We start from the raw sequence: 14507 nt of genomic DNA on the forward strand, positions 1-14507 counted from the left end.
GGCACACCGTCTAGGCTTTTCGCTCGTGTCCCAGATCTCTCGAGACGAGGTGGCCCATCTGGCCCGGCTGGCCCGGCTGGCGTTGACCGACGCCGAACTGGACAGTTACGCGAGCCAGCTCGACGCCATCTTGACCCACGTCAGCGCGATCCAGGCCGTCGACGTCACCGGGGTCGAACCCACCGACAATCCGCTTAAGGACGTCAACGTCACCCGCGCCGACGAGGTCGGGCCGTGCCTGACCCAGGAGGAGGCGCTGGCCGCGGCGCCCAAAGCCGTCGACGGCCGGTTCGCCGTCCCGCAGATCTTGGGGGAAGAGCAGTGAGCGAGGTGATCCGGTCCGACGCCGCCACGCTGGCTGCCGCGATCGCCGCCAAGGAGCTGTCCTCGGTCGAGGTCACCCAGGCTCACCTGGACCAGATCGCTGCCACCGACGCGCGCTACGGGGCGTTTTTGCACGTCGCCGCCGATGAGGCGCTGGCCGCGGCGGCCGCCGTCGATGCGGCGCTGGCCGCCGGGGAGACGCTGCCGTCCCCGCTGGCCGGGGTGCCGCTGGCGCTCAAGGACGTGTTCACCACCACCGACATGCCCACCACCTGCGGGTCGAAGATCCTGGAGGGCTGGCACGCGCCGTACGACGCCACCGTGACGGTGCGGTTGCGCGCGGCCGGCATCCCGATCCTGGGCAAAACCAACATGGACGAGTTCGCGATGGGCTCGTCGACGGAGAACTCCGCCTACGGGCCGACCCGCAACCCGTGGGATGTCGAGCGGGTGCCCGGCGGCTCCGGCGGCGGCAGCGCCGCCGCGCTGGCGGCGTTTCAGGCACCGCTGGCCATCGGCACCGACACCGGCGGCTCGATCCGTCAACCCGCCGCGCTGACCTCCACCGTCGGGGTCAAACCCACCTATGGCACGGTGAGCCGCTACGGGCTGGTGGCGTGCGCGTCGTCGCTGGACCAGGGCGGCCCGTGCGCGCGCAGCGTGCTGGACACCGCGCTGCTGCATGCGGTGATCGCCGGGCACGACGCGCGGGACTCCACCTCGGTGACCGCGGCGGTGCCCGATGTGGTGGCGGCCGCGAAGGCCGGGGCGGCCGGGGACCTGCGCGGGCTGCGCATCGGGGTGGTGCGCCAACTGCACAGCGGCGAGGGCTATCAGGCCGGGGTGCTGGCGTCGTTCAACGACGCCGTGCAGCAGTTGACCGCGCTGGGCGCCGAGGTCACCGAGGTGGACTGCCCCAACTTCGAGCACGCGTTGAGCGCCTACTACCTGATCCTGCCCTCGGAGGTGTCGTCCAACCTGGCCCGCTTCGACGCGATGCGGTTCGGGCTGCGGGTCGGCGACGACGGCAGCCACAGCGCCGAGGAAGTGATGGCGGCGACCCGGGCCGCCGGGTTCGGCCCGGAAGTCAAGCGGCGCATCATGATCGGCACCTACGCGCTGTCGGCCGGCTACTACGACGCCTACTACAACCAGGCGCAGAAGGTGCGCACCCTGATCGCCCGCGACCTGGACGAGGCGTACAAGTCCGTCGACGTGCTGGTGTCGCCGGCCACCCCGACCACCGCGTTCCGGCTGGGGGAGAAGGTCGACGATCCGCTGGCGATGTACCTGTTCGACCTGTGCACGCTGCCGCTGAACCTGGCCGGGCACTGCGGGATGTCGGTGCCGTCCGGGCTGTCACCGGACGACGGGTTGCCGGTGGGGTTGCAGATCATGGCGCCGGCGCTGGCCGACGACCGGCTCTACCGGGTGGGTGCGGCCTACGAAGCCGCCCGCGGCGCGCTGCCGGTCGCCCCTACCCTGTAGCGCGCCGAGATCGACGTTAGCGCGAAAAAGTCCGAGTGGACCGCTCGCTAACGTCGATCTCGACGCCAGCAACCCGGCAAGATAGGGCTATGCGGATCGGAGTGCTTACCGGCGGCGGCGACTGCCCTGGGCTTAACGCGGTCATTCGAGCGGTGGTGCGCACCTGCGACGCCCGGTACGGCTCCACGGTGGTCGGGTTCCAGGACGGCTGGCGCGGCCTGCTGGAAAACCGGCGCATCCAGCTGTATAACGACGACCGCAACGACCGGCTGCTGGCCAAGGGCGGCACCATGCTGGGCACCGCTCGGGTGCATCCGGACAAACTGCGCGCCGGCCTGGAGCAGGTCAAGCAGACGCTGGACGACAACGGCATCGACGTGCTGATCCCGATCGGCGGCGAGGGCACGTTGACCGCGGCGCACTGGCTGTCCGAGGAGAATGTGCCGGTTGTCGGCGTGCCCAAGACGATCGACAACGACATCGACTGCACCGACGTCACTTTCGGCCACGACACCGCGCTGACGGTGGCCACTGAGGCCATCGACCGGCTGCATTCCACCGCCGAATCCCATCAGCGGGTGATGCTGGTCGAGGTGATGGGCCGGCACGCAGGCTGGATCGCACTGAACGCCGGGCTGGCCTCCGGCGCGCACGCGACGCTGATCCCCGAGCAGCCGTTCGACGTCGAAGAGGTGTGCCGGCTGGTCAAGAAGCGGTTCCAGCACGGCTCCTCGCATTTCATCTGTGTGGTCGCCGAAGGCGCCAAACCGGCGCCGGGATCCATGGCGCTGCGGGAGGGCGGCATCGACGAATTCGGCCATGAACGGTTCACCGGGGTGGCCGCCCAGCTGGCGGTGGAAATCGAGAAGCGGGTGAAAAAGGACGTGCGGGTCACGGTGCTGGGTCACGTGCAGCGCGGCGGCACCCCGACCGCCTACGACCGGGTGCTGGCCACCCGGTTCGGGGTCAACGCCGCCGACGCCGCCCATGCCGGTGAGTACGGGATGATGGTGTCGCTGCGCGGGCAGGAAATCGACCGGGTCCCGCTGGCCGACGCGGTGCGCCAGCTCAAGCTGGTGCCGCAGAGTCGCTACGACGACGCCGCCGCATTCTTCGGGTAGACCCGTCACTCGGACGCCGGTTCGTGTTCACCTGCGTGTCACGAATGTTTCACGCAATCAAGAACATTGACCGGCTTGCGGGCCTGAGCGCCGGTGTTACGGTCAAACATATGCGGCACCGCGATCCTTATTGCGGAGTACTTGAGCACCGCGCCGAGTCCGGGCAACAACCCGGTCGGCCGACGCGCGAGCACCCGTCACCCGAGGCCGTGACGCGGCCCCATGGCCGCGACGATCCGGCCAATCCGCCGGGGTCGGATCGGGTCACGACGCCGATCGTGGTCGCGCCCCGCCGGCGGATGCCCGGCGTGGCGGCCCGCGACGCGCAGGAGGCGGCGCGCGCCCGCGTCCAGGCCGGGTGGCGAGAACGGGTTTCCCGGGTCCCGGGTATCAAGCTGGGGCCGGGCAAAGCCCGGCTTTACGAACTCCAGTTGCGGGATCGGATCCGGGCGTCGGTGGAGACCGTGTTCCCCGTCGCGGTTTTCAACCTGAAGGGCGACGTCGGCACCACCACGGTGGTGGAGGCGCTGGGCTCCACCTTCGCCGACGTGCGCGGGGACCGGGTCATCGCGGTGGACCTCGACGCCGGCGACCTCGCCGACCGACACGGCGGCCGCAGCCCGCTGGGCCTATTCGACTTGGTCACCGCCGGCACCGCCACGCAGTATCTCGATGTGCGGGCCCACACCCACATGAATGCCTCGGGGCTGGAAGTGCTCGGCGCCGGCAACGACGGACACCGGGCACGACGCGTCGAACGCGACGATTTTGCCAAAGTGTTCGAGAAGTTGCGCCATCACTACTCGGTGGTATTGACCGACTGCAGCAAGACCCTGCGGTCCGGTGTGGTCCAGGCTGCGTTGCGGCGATCCCGGGCCATCGTCGTGGTCAGCAGCGCCGCTATCGACGCGATCACACGAACCAGAACTACCCTAGATTGGTTGCGCAACAACGGATATCAGTATCTGCTCGAGTCGATGGTGCTGGCGATCAACCAAACCGAGGCAGGAAAGCCCGATGCCGCGGTCGGCGCCGAACTCGAGAAGATATCTCGGCAGTTCCCGGGCGCGCGGTTCGTCGTGCTCCCGTTCGATCGGCACCTCGCGGAGGACAGCGGGCTCATGCTGGAGCGGTTGAGCAAGGAGAGCAGGCGCGGCTACCTGGAGTTGGCGGCCACGCTGGCCGATCTGTATCCCGCGGGCTGATCACAGATCGCCCAGGTCATCGGGCACGTCGACGGCGTACTGCTGGAGCACCTCCAGGCTCACCACCTCGAGGGTGCGTTCGTGGGTGGCGGCCAGCACCACCGGCGCCGCGTAGCCGTCCAGGTGGGCACGCAACCAGTTGGCCGCGGTGACGCACCAGCGATCGCCGGGCGTGAGGCCGGGAAACTGGTACGCGGGCATCGGCGTGGACAGGTCGTTGCCGATCGAGCGCTGGTGCTGCAGGAACTCGCCGGTCACCACCGCGCAGATGGTGTGCAGGCCGAGATCCTCCGGCCCCGTCGAGCAACAGCCGTCGCGGTAGAAGCCGGTGACCGGATCGGTGCCGCACGGTTCCAGCGGGCCACCGAGCACATTGCGATCGGGCATTGGGTCGATGGCCCCCTCATCGGTTTGCGTTGGAGCGAATAGTAGCGAGTTACCGTGTGGCATGGCCGACCGCACACGGGATCTGCTCTGGGCCGACGTCGCGGACATCTACCGGGGTATCTGTGCGCACCCGTTTGTCACCGGGCTCACCGACGGGACGTTGGGTCACGACCGGTTTCGCTACTACGTCGTGCAGGACGGCCACTATCTGCGCGGCTATGCGCGGGCGCTGGCGGTGTGCGCGGCCAAAGCGCCCGGCGAGACGGAGTTGGCGATGTTCGCCGAACACGCCAGCGCCGCGATCGCCGCTGAGCAGCAGCTGCACGCCGAACTACTCGCGGCGCTGGGCTTGGACGCCGACGAGGCGGCGTCGCTGCCCATCACACCGGCCACCCAGGCCTACGTCAGCTACTTGCTGGCCACCGTCTACGGGGGTTCCTACGCCGAGGCCGTCGCCGCCGTACTGCCCTGCTACTGGATCTACGCCCGGGTGGGTGAACACCTGCAGGTTGCCGGCTCGGATGATGCGCTGTATCAGCGGTGGATCGACATGTACGCGGGGCAGGAGTACCAGGCCGTGGTTACCGCGGTGCTGGAGGTCACCGACCGGATCGGCGCCCGGGCGTCGCAGCGGGAGCTGGCGTTGATGCGTCGGCACTTCCACACCACGGCGCGTTATGAGTGGATGTTCTGGGATGCCGCCTACCGGTTGGAGGGCTGGCCGGTGTGAGGGGCGGCGATGGGCCCCGTTACTCGGATGCGTCGTTGTCGTTGGTGTCGCCGGTCAGCCTGGTCAGCAGGTTGGTGATCTGGGTGAGCCCGGTCGCGGTGGCATCCAGCCGTCCACGTATTTCGACGAACCCGTCGTTCATCTGCGTGCGCAGGTCGGTGAAGTCGTTGCGCATGGCGTTGAAGCTGGCCGTAGTGGCCTGCCGGAAATCACGCATTTCCCCACGCAGATCGCGCACTTCTCCCCGCATTTCTTCCCGCAGATCGCGGATCTCGCCCCGCATCTCTTCGACGTCGCGATCGGCACCGCCGGCCAGCACCCGTGCGGCTGCCGCGTCCTGCTTGGTGTGCTGCAACTGCTGGGCCAGTTCGCCGACCCGCGTCTCCAGCGCGCTCACCCGGCTTTCCAGGTCACCGGAATCCTCGGTCACGTTGGGAAGCGTACCGAGGTTCGGCTCCGCTCACCGCCGGCTGTGCACAGTCGGGCTGTCGGTACTGACTTAGGCCGAGTTTGCGCCCCCGGCGAACCAGGCGGTGCGGACGGTGCGGGTCTGCGGCGGCGGGTAGTCGGTGGTGGCGCTGTCGGTGGGACCGCCGCTCGGATCACCTGCTGAGCGTAACCACGGTTCGGTGCCCCGACGGCCGCTGATCGCCGCCGAATAGACTCGCGGCATGACCACCGCCGCCGCCGACCTGATGGACTACGACGACGTCATCGCCCGCTTCGACCCCGTGCTGGGTTTGGAAGTGCACGTCGAGCTGTCCACCGCCACCAAGATGTTCTGCGGCTGCGCCACCACCTTCGGCTCCGAACCCAACACCCAGGTGTGCCCGGTCTGCCTGGGGCTGCCCGGGTCACTGCCGGTGCTCAACGCCGCGGCCGTCGAATCGGCGATCCGGATCGGGCTGGCGCTGAACTGCGAGATCGTGCCGTGGTGCCGGTTCGCCCGGAAGAATTACTTCTACCCGGACATGCCGAAGAACTATCAGATCTCGCAGTACGACGAACCCATCGCGATCAACGGCTACCTTGACGTGCCGCTGGAGGACGGTTCGAGCTGGCGGGTGGACATCGAGCGCGCCCACATGGAAGAGGACACCGGCAAGCTGACCCACCTGGGCAGTGAGACCGGCCGCATCGAGGGCGCCACCGAGTCGCTGATCGACTACAACCGCTCCGGGGTGCCGCTGATCGAGATCGTCACCAAGCCGATCGTCGGTGCGGGCGAGCGCGCCCCGCAGATCGCCCGAGCCTATGTGACCGCGCTGCGGGATCTGTTGCGCGCGTTGGGGGTGTCCGACGTGCGGATGGACCAGGGCTCGATGCGGTGCGACGCCAACGTGTCGCTCAAGCGGACGGGCGCCACCGAGTTCGGCACCCGCACCGAGACCAAGAACGTCAACTCGCTCAAGAGCGTGGAGGTGGCGGTCACCTACGAGATGCGGCGCCAGGCCGCCGTGTTGACCTCCGGTGGCCGGGTGACCCAGGAGACCCGGCACTTTCATGAGTCCGGCTACACCAGCCCGGGTCGCACCAAGGAGACCGCCGAGGACTACCGCTATTTCCCCGAACCCGACCTGGAGCCGGTGGCGCCCAGCGCGGAGCTGGTGGAGCGGCTGCGCGCGACCATTCCGGAGCTGCCGTGGTTGGCGCGCAAGAAGATTCAGCAGGAGTGGGACATCTCCGACGAGGTGATGCGGGATCTGGTCAACAACGGGGCGGTGGAGCTGGTCGCGGCCACCGTGCAGCACGGCGCCGCCAGCAAGGACGCCCGCGCGTGGTGGGGAAACTTCTTGGTGCAAAAGGCCAACGAGGCCGGGGTGCAACTCGATGAGCTGGCGATCACGCCCAAGCAGGTCGCCGAGGTGGTGGCGCTGGTCGATGCGGGCAAGCTGTCCAACAAGCTGGCCCGCCAGGTGGTCGAAGGGGTACTGGCCGGTGAGGGCGAGCCCGAGCAGGTGATGACCGCCCGCGGCCTGGCGGTGGTGCGCGACGACTCGCTGATCCAGGCCGCCGTCGACGAGGCGCTGGCCGCCAACCCCGATATCGTCGAGAAGATCCGCGGCGGCAAGGTGCAGGCCGCGGGCGCCATCGTCGGTGCGGTGATGAAGGCCACCAAGGGTCAGGCCGACGCCGCCCGGGTGCGCGAGTTGGTGCTGGCCGCCTGCGGGTGACGGTCTAGCCGACGTCCGTCCAGACTGGCGCACCGCGCGCTAAACACTCCACGATGTTGGAAGGATTGGTTCGGCGGCTTCGTCGGGCTGCGGCGCGACGTCGACGGGCGGCACAGATTCACCTAGTTTGCTCGCCCTCTCGCGGGCGGTTGCTGAGGCCGCGACGGCCCAACAGCAAGTGACCCCCTGCAGCGAGGGGGCCACTTGCCGTGTGTGGATCGTTGAGCGGATTTAGAACAGCATCGACAAGATGTCCAGTGGCATGCCGCTGCCGGACCAGCCGATGTCCATCGCAATGGACTGGGCCAACTCCACCATGGACGCAATCGGTCCGACTGGGTCGCCAGCAAAGAGGGGTAGGTCGGCGCCCAGCAAACTGGCGGTCACCCCGATGGCGTCGAAGAGCGAACCGCCCGGGCTAAGCAGCCCGCCGAAGTCCAGCGGAAGCGATGTGAGGGATGCGTCGAGCCCAAAAATGTCTATGGACGGCAATGTGATCCCCAACTGTGCCAATAGCGGTACCAGATCAACTGGGCCATAGCCGTTGAGGAACGCGTTGGTGATGTTGGCCGGCATGTCGACCAGATCCTGGAGTGCCGTCATTGGGTCGCTGCTGCTCAGGGCGTCGACAATGCCGGTGACATCACTGCCGAACTGCAGCGCCGGGCTGAGCATGGTGCCGATACTGCCCCAGAGAACTCCGCTGGCGGGCGAAGCCGAGAAAGAAAGCAGGTCCAGGACTAGTGGTTGGAGATTCTCATCAGTGATGAGGGTTGGGATCAGTTGTTGGAAGATGTCGAACCACGGTGCATGGGTGCTATCGAGGGACGGATAGATGAAATCGGCAGGATTATCCGGCAGGAACGGCTCGAACGGGGCGCCGAACGCGGCCTGGAGGTTGTGGAAGATCTCGGTCGGAACATTCGCGATGCTGGCCGGGTCCTTGACGAACTCTTCGAGGTAACCGATCTGGTTCGCGAGGACCTGCTGGGCCACCGGGAACGGGGCAGCCGAGAAGTGATCCCAGATGTCGGTGGCGTTGGTCGAGGCCGTCTGAAGGACGCTCTCCCAAGTTCCGATGGGGTCGAAGTCGCCGGCGGCGGTGAGCTGGATGTCGGGCACCTGAATGTCGGGCAGTTGCGCCGCGGTCACCGGGGTGACCGCGATCAGGCTGGCACCGGCCAGGGCGACCCCGGCGGTAACCCAGGGGCGGGGAGCGATTTGCTGCACGGCTATCTCCTTCGGTGGCATCTGTGTGTTATCGGCATCACAGCTAGCGGTAACGCTACCTGATAGTAAGTTAAGGGCCTTCAGGTGGGTCCAAGAAACCGGACGAAACTTCCGAAACGAGAGGTTGGTGGTTGTATCGGAGCCAGGGTCGCCCCCGATGCGAGCGCCGAGCCTCGGGGTCTGGGCATTCTGACAACCCATGACCTGAGAGCTGCCTGAAGATGATCAGGAAGCTCCTATGTGGCCGAGGCCAGTAAGGCGGCGCCGTGGTGGCAGGAGTCTGGGGGACGGAGATTCCCCGGCGGTGCGTTACCGCAGCTCAGCGCGGCCGCACCGCAAAGGCCGCCACCTCGACGCCCCATGCAGCCAACGCGGCGCGCCGCATCGCCGCGGGGTCCCCGGTGGTGACGAACGTCCGCTCGGCCGGCCGCGATGCACGGCGGGCCTGCGGATAGCGATCGGCGACTCCGGCAGCCAACCGCTGCACCGGGTCGACCAGCAGCGCATCCGGCAGCACATCCGAAAACCAGCGGCGTGCGGCGGGGTAGTGGGTGCAGGCCAGCACGAGGGCCTGCACCCCCCGCAACGGGGCGAGAATCCGGGTCAGGTCGGCGCGAAACTCCGCCGAACCGGCCCGGCCGGCCTCGATATGCGCCGACAGCGGCTGGGCCACCCGCGACAGCACCACCCGACCCGGGCGGGTCAGCCCGCGCCGGTAGTGGCCGGCGGCGATGGTGCGCCGCCCGCCGATCACCCCGACCCTGGCCACCGCATCGGGCACCGACGCCACCCCGCAGTCGATGATGCCGTGCACCGGAATCGCCGCGGCGCCAAGATGTCCCACCACCGTGCTGGCGGCGTTACAGGCCAACACGGCCTCGCTGGCGCCCATCTCGGCCAGCCGGTCGAGCACGGCGGACAACCGCGCGGTCAGCTCACCGGTCCGCATCCGCCCGTAGGGAAGCGCCCCGGAATCCGACCAGTACAGCACCGGCAGCCCGGGCGCCACCCGGTCCAGCGCTTGCACCAACCCGATCCCGCCGATACCCCAATCGACGACGCCCAGCGCGGTCATGGGTAGCTGAGCGGCTCGGTGCGCCCCTTGGCCAGCGGCCCCGAATCGAACGCCACCACCCGCTGCGACAACGTCGTCGTCAACAGGTCGAGCTCCCGGCCCGGAAACCGGCTGGAGAAATACCACCGATATTCGTGTTCGGCGCGGATCGGGTTGTGCCGCAGCATCTCCTGCCAGTCCGGGTGGCCGGTGAGGGTGGCCAGGTGGGCGGCGAAACCCGGCCGGCGGCGCGGGGCCCGCCAGTGCGCGACCGCGGAGCGGGCCAGCGTGCCCAGCTCCGACCAACGCACCGGCCGCTCGACCATGTCCACCACCCACAGCCGGCCGCCGGGGGCCAGGACCCGCCGGATCTCGGCCATGATCGGGTCCCAGTCCAGGTACCGAAACGACAGGAACGACACCACCACATCGACGTGGTTGTCCGGCAGATCCAGGGTCGGGCCGTCGACCCGGGCGAACCGCAATCGGTCGCCGGTGCGCGCCTCGGCGTGGGCCAGCATCTGCGCGGAACTGTCCACCCCGATCCCGGTGTCGAGATGGCCGTCGTCGTCCAGGGCGCGCAGCAACGCGCCGTTGCCGCAGCCGATGTCGAGGATCCGCAGCGGCCGGCCGAATTCGGCACGGGCGCCCGCGGCGCGGTCGGTGACCCAACACCACTCGCGTTCGCGGACCCGGATATCGGCGTAGGCGCGGTCGTAGAGCGCGGCCACCCGATCATAGGAGCGGTCCGGTTGCGTTGCGGTGGGCCGGCATTCGACCAGCGGCTCAGCCGCGCTGCCGAGATACTTGCGGACGGATCCGATCCAGCCGTGCGACTTCTTACCCGGCGTGGCGATCAGATAAAGCTTCGGGCGGGCCTCCGGTTGGCGACCCGCCCACGCGAAATGGTCTTTGCGTGCCGACACGGTGGTGTAGTTGCGGTTGCCGTAACTGGGCACCCCGAACACGTCGGCGAAGAACGGGGCGAACCAGCGTGCCGTACGGCAGGCGTGAAAATAGGCTCGCCCGGTGGGGGAGAACGGAATCGGCATCGCCCGCCACTCGTGTGGTGAGAACTGTTCGGGCCAGTCGGTGGAGCCGAACATCGGGCCGTACAGGCCGGCGTGGCTGATCAGGTGCAACTGGTCGATCGCCCGCCCGGCATCGGCCAGCCGGGCCAGCTCGGCGACGAACTCGCTTTTGTGGTGCACGCCGGCGACGACCACCTCGGCGTCGGGATGCGCGTCGGCCAATTCGCGGGCCAGGGTGGCCGCCGCCGTCGCGAACTCCGCCGAGCCGCCGCGGTAGCGGGTGGTGTAGGCGACCCAGATCACCGGGACCGCAGTGTGTTTGGGTGCGATGTCGGCGAACGGCAGGCGCGGGTGGTCCCCGGCGGGAATCCAGGCACCGTAGTCGCCGACCAGGTCCAACGCCTCGGCGCGGCCCAGATCGAACACCCGCATCCGGGTCGGTGGCGGGCTGTAGCAATGCAGGGATAATCCCGTCGCGCCGGCCGTCATATCGTGGATCACGTCGGGGGTAATCGGAATCGGCGCGCCCTCGGCCCGCACCGTTGCCGTGACGGGCACCAGGCGCGGACCGTTCCAACCGAACCGCCGCTCGTCGAAGTCGCCCTCGACCGCGACGACGAATCCGCCGGACCCGCCGTGGTCGTGCGGTGCGCAGCTGCGCCCCGGACGCCACCGGGCGATCATGATCTCGACGCGGTCGTCGGCGCGCAGGATGGTGCGCGAGTAGGGCTGGTCCGGGCCGGGCGCGCTGGCCAGCGCCGCCAACGCCGGCCGGGCGCCGGCCACCCGAGCCAGCAGACCAGGTCCGGGGAGATCGCCACGCGCCGCCGTGCCGGCCAACGCGTCCAGTAGCGGAGCCACCGCGTCGATCCCGGCGCGCGCATCGACAAGCAACTGGCTCACCATCGTTCCCCCGAGTCTGGTGGGCCGCGCTCCCCCAAGCGCGGCCCACTGCATCCGATCCTAAGGGCGCCCAATGGGGCGAAAACGCACCAATTTCAGGCCGCCGCGCTGCGGCCGTCGTCGAACGTGCACTGGTGGCGGGATTTCGGCCCAAATGCCGCCCTCAGCGCACGCTCGGCGCAAGGGGTGGGCCAGCCCGGCGCGATCAGGTCTTGTCGTCGTTGCTGCGCGGGAAGCCGCCGCCGCCCGCCGACAGCAACGGGAAGACCACGTCGTCGAGTTTTTCGGCGTCGCCGAAGCTCTTGTTCACCGTCGCGCCCCACAGGTTGCCGTCCGGGGCCAGCGCGATCGCCCAGGCATGCTTGTGGACGTCGTTGTCGCGCAACACCTCGGGTTCGCTGGTGACCGCGCCGGTGCCCGGCGCCAGTCGCACCGCCACCGTCTGCTTGGTGTTGACCAGGTTGACCAACACGGTGCCGTCCAACGCCGCGCAGCCGCCCACCCCGGGCTTGTCCGGCCACGTCCACACCGTCGAGGTCTGCGACTCCTTGGTGATGCGCTGCAGCCGATCCCCGGCGGGGGTGCGGTCGGTGATGTAGAGCGAACCGTCAACCGGATCGATGCACATGCCACCGCCGGCGCCCATCCCGGTCAGTGCCGTGGTCGGCGGCGCCTGGTCGATGGTGGTGGGTTGCTCGATCCGCAGCACCTTGCCGGCACGCGATCCGGGGTCGGCCGCGGCGGCGGGGTCGCCGGCGTCACCGGTGAGCACCACCAGGGTGGTGCGGCTAGTGAAGATCAGCGCACCGGAATTCCCGGTGGCCCCCTTGGGGATCCCGGTCAGGATGTCTTTGGGGGTATCGCCGTCGGCGATTCGGATGACCCGGTTGTCGGTGGGCGTGCTGATGTAGGCATACATCAGCCGGTCCTGCGAATAGGTCGGCGAGCGCACAATGTCCAGCAAGCCGCCGTCGCCGGACGGGTCCACCCCGATGACGGTCTTGACCTTCGGCTCGGCGCTCAGCGAGATCTCCTTGATGGCGCCGGTGGTCCGCTCGGCGACCAGCGCCGACTTGCTGTCGCCGAGCATGATCAGCCCGCTGGTGCTCTCCAGGCAGCCCTGCATGACGTTCGGTGCCGGGCACTGTTTGGGGAACGGGGTGGCCGGCAGCGGCGGCGGCGGGGGAGGCGTCGAGCTGGCGGGGGGTTTGCGTTGCGGTTCGGTGGTGAAAGGTTCCGACTGGGCGTCGTTGAAATGCGCGCAGCCGGTCAACACCAGCAACCCCGCGCACCCCACGACGGCCACCCGTCGAACCGCCCCGCGCATCCGCATGCCCGCCAGATTACGGACACCGCGGGTCGGCCCGCCAGGATGGCCGTCCTAACCGCCGAGGCCGGCCCGTCGCGGCGGCCCTGGCACCCGGCGCGGATTTGCCGGTGAAAGCGCCGCTCAAATCCCCAATCCAGCCCCCGATGCCCTTACCCTGACAAGGGTGACCAGCCAAGCGCACGACTCACCCTGGCAGCGACCGGACGGTTCGGCGCCGCCGAACGCGGGACGCCCCGGCTCGGCAAGCCTGGTCGATCCCGAGGATGACCTGCCCTCGGCCGACTACGGGGGCGATTTCGAGACCACCACGATCCCGCCCTACGACTCCCGCAATGGCGGCAGCACCGGGTTCAGCCTGCTCGGCGACTCCGAGCCGCTGCCGTATGTGCAGCCGCAATCCAGTGGCCGGCACGCCGCGCTGGGGCCGGCCGAGATCGACCCGAACGACGATGAGCGCTACGGTCCCGTCGACCGCCGCGGTACCCAAGACCTGGGATTGTTGCTGCTGCGCCTGGGGTTGGGTGCGCTGCTGGTCGTGCACGGCTTGCAGAAACTGTTCGGCTGGTGGGGTGGGCAGGGGCTGACCGGGTTCAAGAACTCGCTGTCCGACACCGGCTACCAGTACGCCGACATCCTCAGCTACGTCGCTGTCGGCGGCCAGATCGTCGCCGGGGTGCTGCTGGTGCTGGGGTTGTTCACCCCGGTGGCCGCCGCCGGGGCGCTGGCCTACCTGCTCAACGGGGTGCTGGCCGCGGCCTCGGCGCACGGCGGTGTGCGCCATCTGGCGTTCTTCCTGCCCGACGGGCAGGAATACCAGATCACCTTGATCGCGATCGCCGCCGCCCTCGTGTTGACCGGACCCGGCAAGTACGGGTTCGACGCCGGGCGCGGCTGGGCGCGCCGCCCGTTCATCGGGTCGTTTATCGCGCTGCTGCTCGGCATCGGCGGCGGCATCGCGCTGTGGGTGCTGCTCAACGGCGCCAACCCGCTGAGCTAACCGTTCAGGCGTACGGGTTGGGGACCCGACCCCCGCTGGCTTCGGTCAGCTGCGGCAGCGTGGCGAAGCTGACCGCCGGTAAGCGCAGTTCATCGCCGCTGGTGAGGCGGGCGCGGGCCCAGGAACCCTTGGTGAACCGCAGCCCCTCGATGTCCTCCCAGCGCACCGACCGGCTGCCCAGCAGGCTGCGGACGGTCACGCCGCGGTGATCGGCGACGGTGCGCAGCCGGATGATCAACGCCGACAGCAGCACCGGGATCACCAGCAGCGGCGCCGTCGCCGGCCAGGTCAGCACCGGGATCAGCAAGCCCAGCGCCACAAAGCCGACCGCGAAGTGCGCCATCGGGGAAATCTTGATCACCGCGGATGCGGGTGAGCTAGCGGCCACCTGGGCATCATGTCATCGCCGGTTGCGGGCACCGCGTTGAGATTGCGGGGAGGGCTGCGGCCGAGCCCCTTGGATTCAAGCGGTGGCTGCAACGAATGTGGACGGGTTTGAGAGTAGTCGCTCGAGTTCTTCGGCGGGTGTTCGC

At 68.9% G+C, this 14507-nt stretch carries 15 protein-coding genes; 7 read left to right on the plus strand and 8 right to left on the minus strand.

All coding sequences use genetic code 11. The features are described 5' to 3' along the window. Nucleotides 1-25: 25 nt before the first annotated feature. From gatC to ACAG26_RS23150, 4 genes are all read left to right on the plus strand, one after another. The gene (gene gatC, locus ACAG26_RS23135) at nucleotides 26-325 is read left to right on the plus strand and encodes an Asp-tRNA(Asn)/Glu-tRNA(Gln) amidotransferase subunit GatC (RefSeq protein WP_370485410.1); all 300 of its coding nucleotides are present in this window, start codon (nucleotides 26-28) and stop codon (nucleotides 323-325) included. Beyond that, complete coding sequence (gatA, locus tag ACAG26_RS23140) at nucleotides 322-1812, plus strand: Asp-tRNA(Asn)/Glu-tRNA(Gln) amidotransferase subunit GatA (protein WP_370485411.1); 1491 nt, start codon at nucleotides 322-324, stop codon at nucleotides 1810-1812. Before gatC ends, gatA begins: the two co-directional genes overlap by 4 nt. An 89-nt stretch (nucleotides 1813-1901) precedes the next feature. Continuing rightward, entirely contained in the window at nucleotides 1902-2933 is a 1032-nt protein-coding gene (locus ACAG26_RS23145) for an ATP-dependent 6-phosphofructokinase (protein WP_370485412.1), read from the plus strand. 209 nt (nucleotides 2934-3142) lie between these two features. Continuing rightward, nucleotides 3143-4138, plus strand: coding sequence for a MinD/ParA family protein (locus ACAG26_RS23150; protein ID WP_370485413.1), 996 nt, complete (start codon nucleotides 3143-3145; stop codon nucleotides 4136-4138). On the opposite strand, the gene ACAG26_RS23155 is transcribed toward ACAG26_RS23150, so the two are convergent. Beyond that, nucleotides 4139-4525 carry a DUF2237 family protein gene (locus ACAG26_RS23155; RefSeq protein ID WP_370485414.1) on the minus strand — a complete coding sequence of 129 codons (387 nt, stop codon included), beginning with the start codon at nucleotides 4523-4525 and terminating at the stop codon, nucleotides 4139-4141. A gap of 61 nt (nucleotides 4526-4586) precedes the next feature. Between ACAG26_RS23155 and tenA the strand changes: the two genes are divergently transcribed. Beyond that, nucleotides 4587-5255 carry a thiaminase II gene (gene tenA / locus ACAG26_RS23160; protein WP_370485415.1) on the plus strand — a complete coding sequence of 223 codons (669 nt, stop codon included), beginning with the start codon at nucleotides 4587-4589 and terminating at the stop codon, nucleotides 5253-5255. A 19-nt stretch (nucleotides 5256-5274) separates the two neighbouring features. Here tenA and ACAG26_RS23165 read toward each other — a convergent pair whose 3' ends face one another. Both ACAG26_RS23165 and ACAG26_RS23170 read right to left on the minus strand, forming a co-directional pair. Further along, nucleotides 5275-5685 carry a hypothetical protein gene (locus ACAG26_RS23165; RefSeq protein WP_370485416.1) on the minus strand — a complete coding sequence of 137 codons (411 nt, stop codon included), beginning with the start codon at nucleotides 5683-5685 and terminating at the stop codon, nucleotides 5275-5277. A gap of 69 nt (nucleotides 5686-5754) precedes the next feature. After that, nucleotides 5755-5928: a hypothetical protein gene (locus ACAG26_RS23170; protein ID WP_370485417.1), complete on the minus strand. Its 174-nt coding sequence runs from the start codon at nucleotides 5926-5928 to the stop codon at nucleotides 5755-5757. Between ACAG26_RS23170 and gatB the strand changes: the two genes are divergently transcribed. Beyond that, nucleotides 5927-7429: an Asp-tRNA(Asn)/Glu-tRNA(Gln) amidotransferase subunit GatB gene (gatB, locus tag ACAG26_RS23175; RefSeq protein WP_370485418.1), complete on the plus strand. Its 1503-nt coding sequence runs from the start codon at nucleotides 5927-5929 to the stop codon at nucleotides 7427-7429. The two genes, ACAG26_RS23170 and gatB, sit on opposite strands and share 2 nt — an antisense overlap. Nucleotides 7430-7660: 231 nt before the next feature. Here the strand turns inward: gatB and gjpA are convergent, their stop codons facing one another. The 4 genes from gjpA to ACAG26_RS23195 form a co-directional block, all read right to left on the minus strand. After that, a complete protein-coding gene (gene gjpA / locus ACAG26_RS23180) occupies nucleotides 7661-8659 on the minus strand; it encodes an outer membrane porin GjpA (protein ID WP_370485419.1) in 999 nt (332 codons plus the stop codon). Between the two features lie 319 nt (nucleotides 8660-8978). Next, complete coding sequence (locus tag ACAG26_RS23185) at nucleotides 8979-9734, minus strand: glutamate racemase (RefSeq protein ID WP_370485420.1); 756 nt, start codon at nucleotides 9732-9734, stop codon at nucleotides 8979-8981. Further along, entirely contained in the window at nucleotides 9731-11647 is a 1917-nt protein-coding gene (locus tag ACAG26_RS23190; RefSeq protein WP_370485421.1) for a methyltransferase domain-containing protein, read from the minus strand. The genes ACAG26_RS23185 and ACAG26_RS23190 overlap by 4 nt, the downstream gene beginning before the upstream one ends. 205 nt (nucleotides 11648-11852) lie before the next feature. Continuing rightward, nucleotides 11853-12980 carry a PQQ-dependent sugar dehydrogenase gene (locus ACAG26_RS23195; RefSeq protein ID WP_370485422.1) on the minus strand — a complete coding sequence of 376 codons (1128 nt, stop codon included), beginning with the start codon at nucleotides 12978-12980 and terminating at the stop codon, nucleotides 11853-11855. A gap of 160 nt (nucleotides 12981-13140) precedes the next feature. Between ACAG26_RS23195 and ACAG26_RS23200 the strand changes: the two genes are divergently transcribed. Continuing rightward, on the plus strand, nucleotides 13141-13974 hold the full coding sequence (locus tag ACAG26_RS23200) for a DoxX family protein (RefSeq protein ID WP_370485423.1): 834 nt from the start codon (nucleotides 13141-13143) through the stop codon (nucleotides 13972-13974). A gap of 4 nt (nucleotides 13975-13978) precedes the next feature. On the opposite strand, the gene ACAG26_RS23205 is transcribed toward ACAG26_RS23200, so the two are convergent. Continuing rightward, nucleotides 13979-14317 (minus strand): PH domain-containing protein, encoded by a 339-nt coding sequence (locus tag ACAG26_RS23205; RefSeq protein ID WP_370485431.1) that lies wholly within the window; start codon nucleotides 14315-14317, stop codon nucleotides 13979-13981. Nucleotides 14318-14507 lie beyond the last annotated feature (190 nt).

The organism is Mycobacterium sp. pUA109, from assembly GCF_041287095.1.
Lineage (GTDB): Bacteria > Actinomycetota > Actinomycetes > Mycobacteriales > Mycobacteriaceae > Mycobacterium.

Excerpts from the sequence above, each read along its gene's own strand:
- ACAG26_RS23145 (WP_370485412.1), top strand. The coding sequence starts at position 1,902 with ATGCGGATCGGAGTGCTTACCGGCGGCGGCGACTGCCCTGGGCTTAAC.
- ACAG26_RS23155 (WP_370485414.1), bottom strand. The coding sequence starts at position 4,525 with ATGCCCGATCGCAATGTGCTCGGTGGCCCGCTGGAACCGTGCGGCACC.
- tenA (WP_370485415.1), top strand. The coding sequence starts at position 4,587 with ATGGCCGACCGCACACGGGATCTGCTCTGGGCCGACGTCGCGGACATC.
- gatB (WP_370485418.1), top strand. The coding sequence starts at position 5,927 with ATGACCACCGCCGCCGCCGACCTGATGGACTACGACGACGTCATCGCC.
- ACAG26_RS23170 (WP_370485417.1), bottom strand. The coding sequence starts at position 5,928 with ATGCCGCGAGTCTATTCGGCGGCGATCAGCGGCCGTCGGGGCACCGAA.
- ACAG26_RS23185 (WP_370485420.1), bottom strand. The coding sequence starts at position 9,734 with ATGACCGCGCTGGGCGTCGTCGATTGGGGTATCGGCGGGATCGGGTTG.
- ACAG26_RS23195 (WP_370485422.1), bottom strand. The coding sequence starts at position 12,980 with ATGCGGATGCGCGGGGCGGTTCGACGGGTGGCCGTCGTGGGGTGCGCG.
- ACAG26_RS23205 (WP_370485431.1), bottom strand. The coding sequence starts at position 14,317 with ATGGCGCACTTCGCGGTCGGCTTTGTGGCGCTGGGCTTGCTGATCCCG.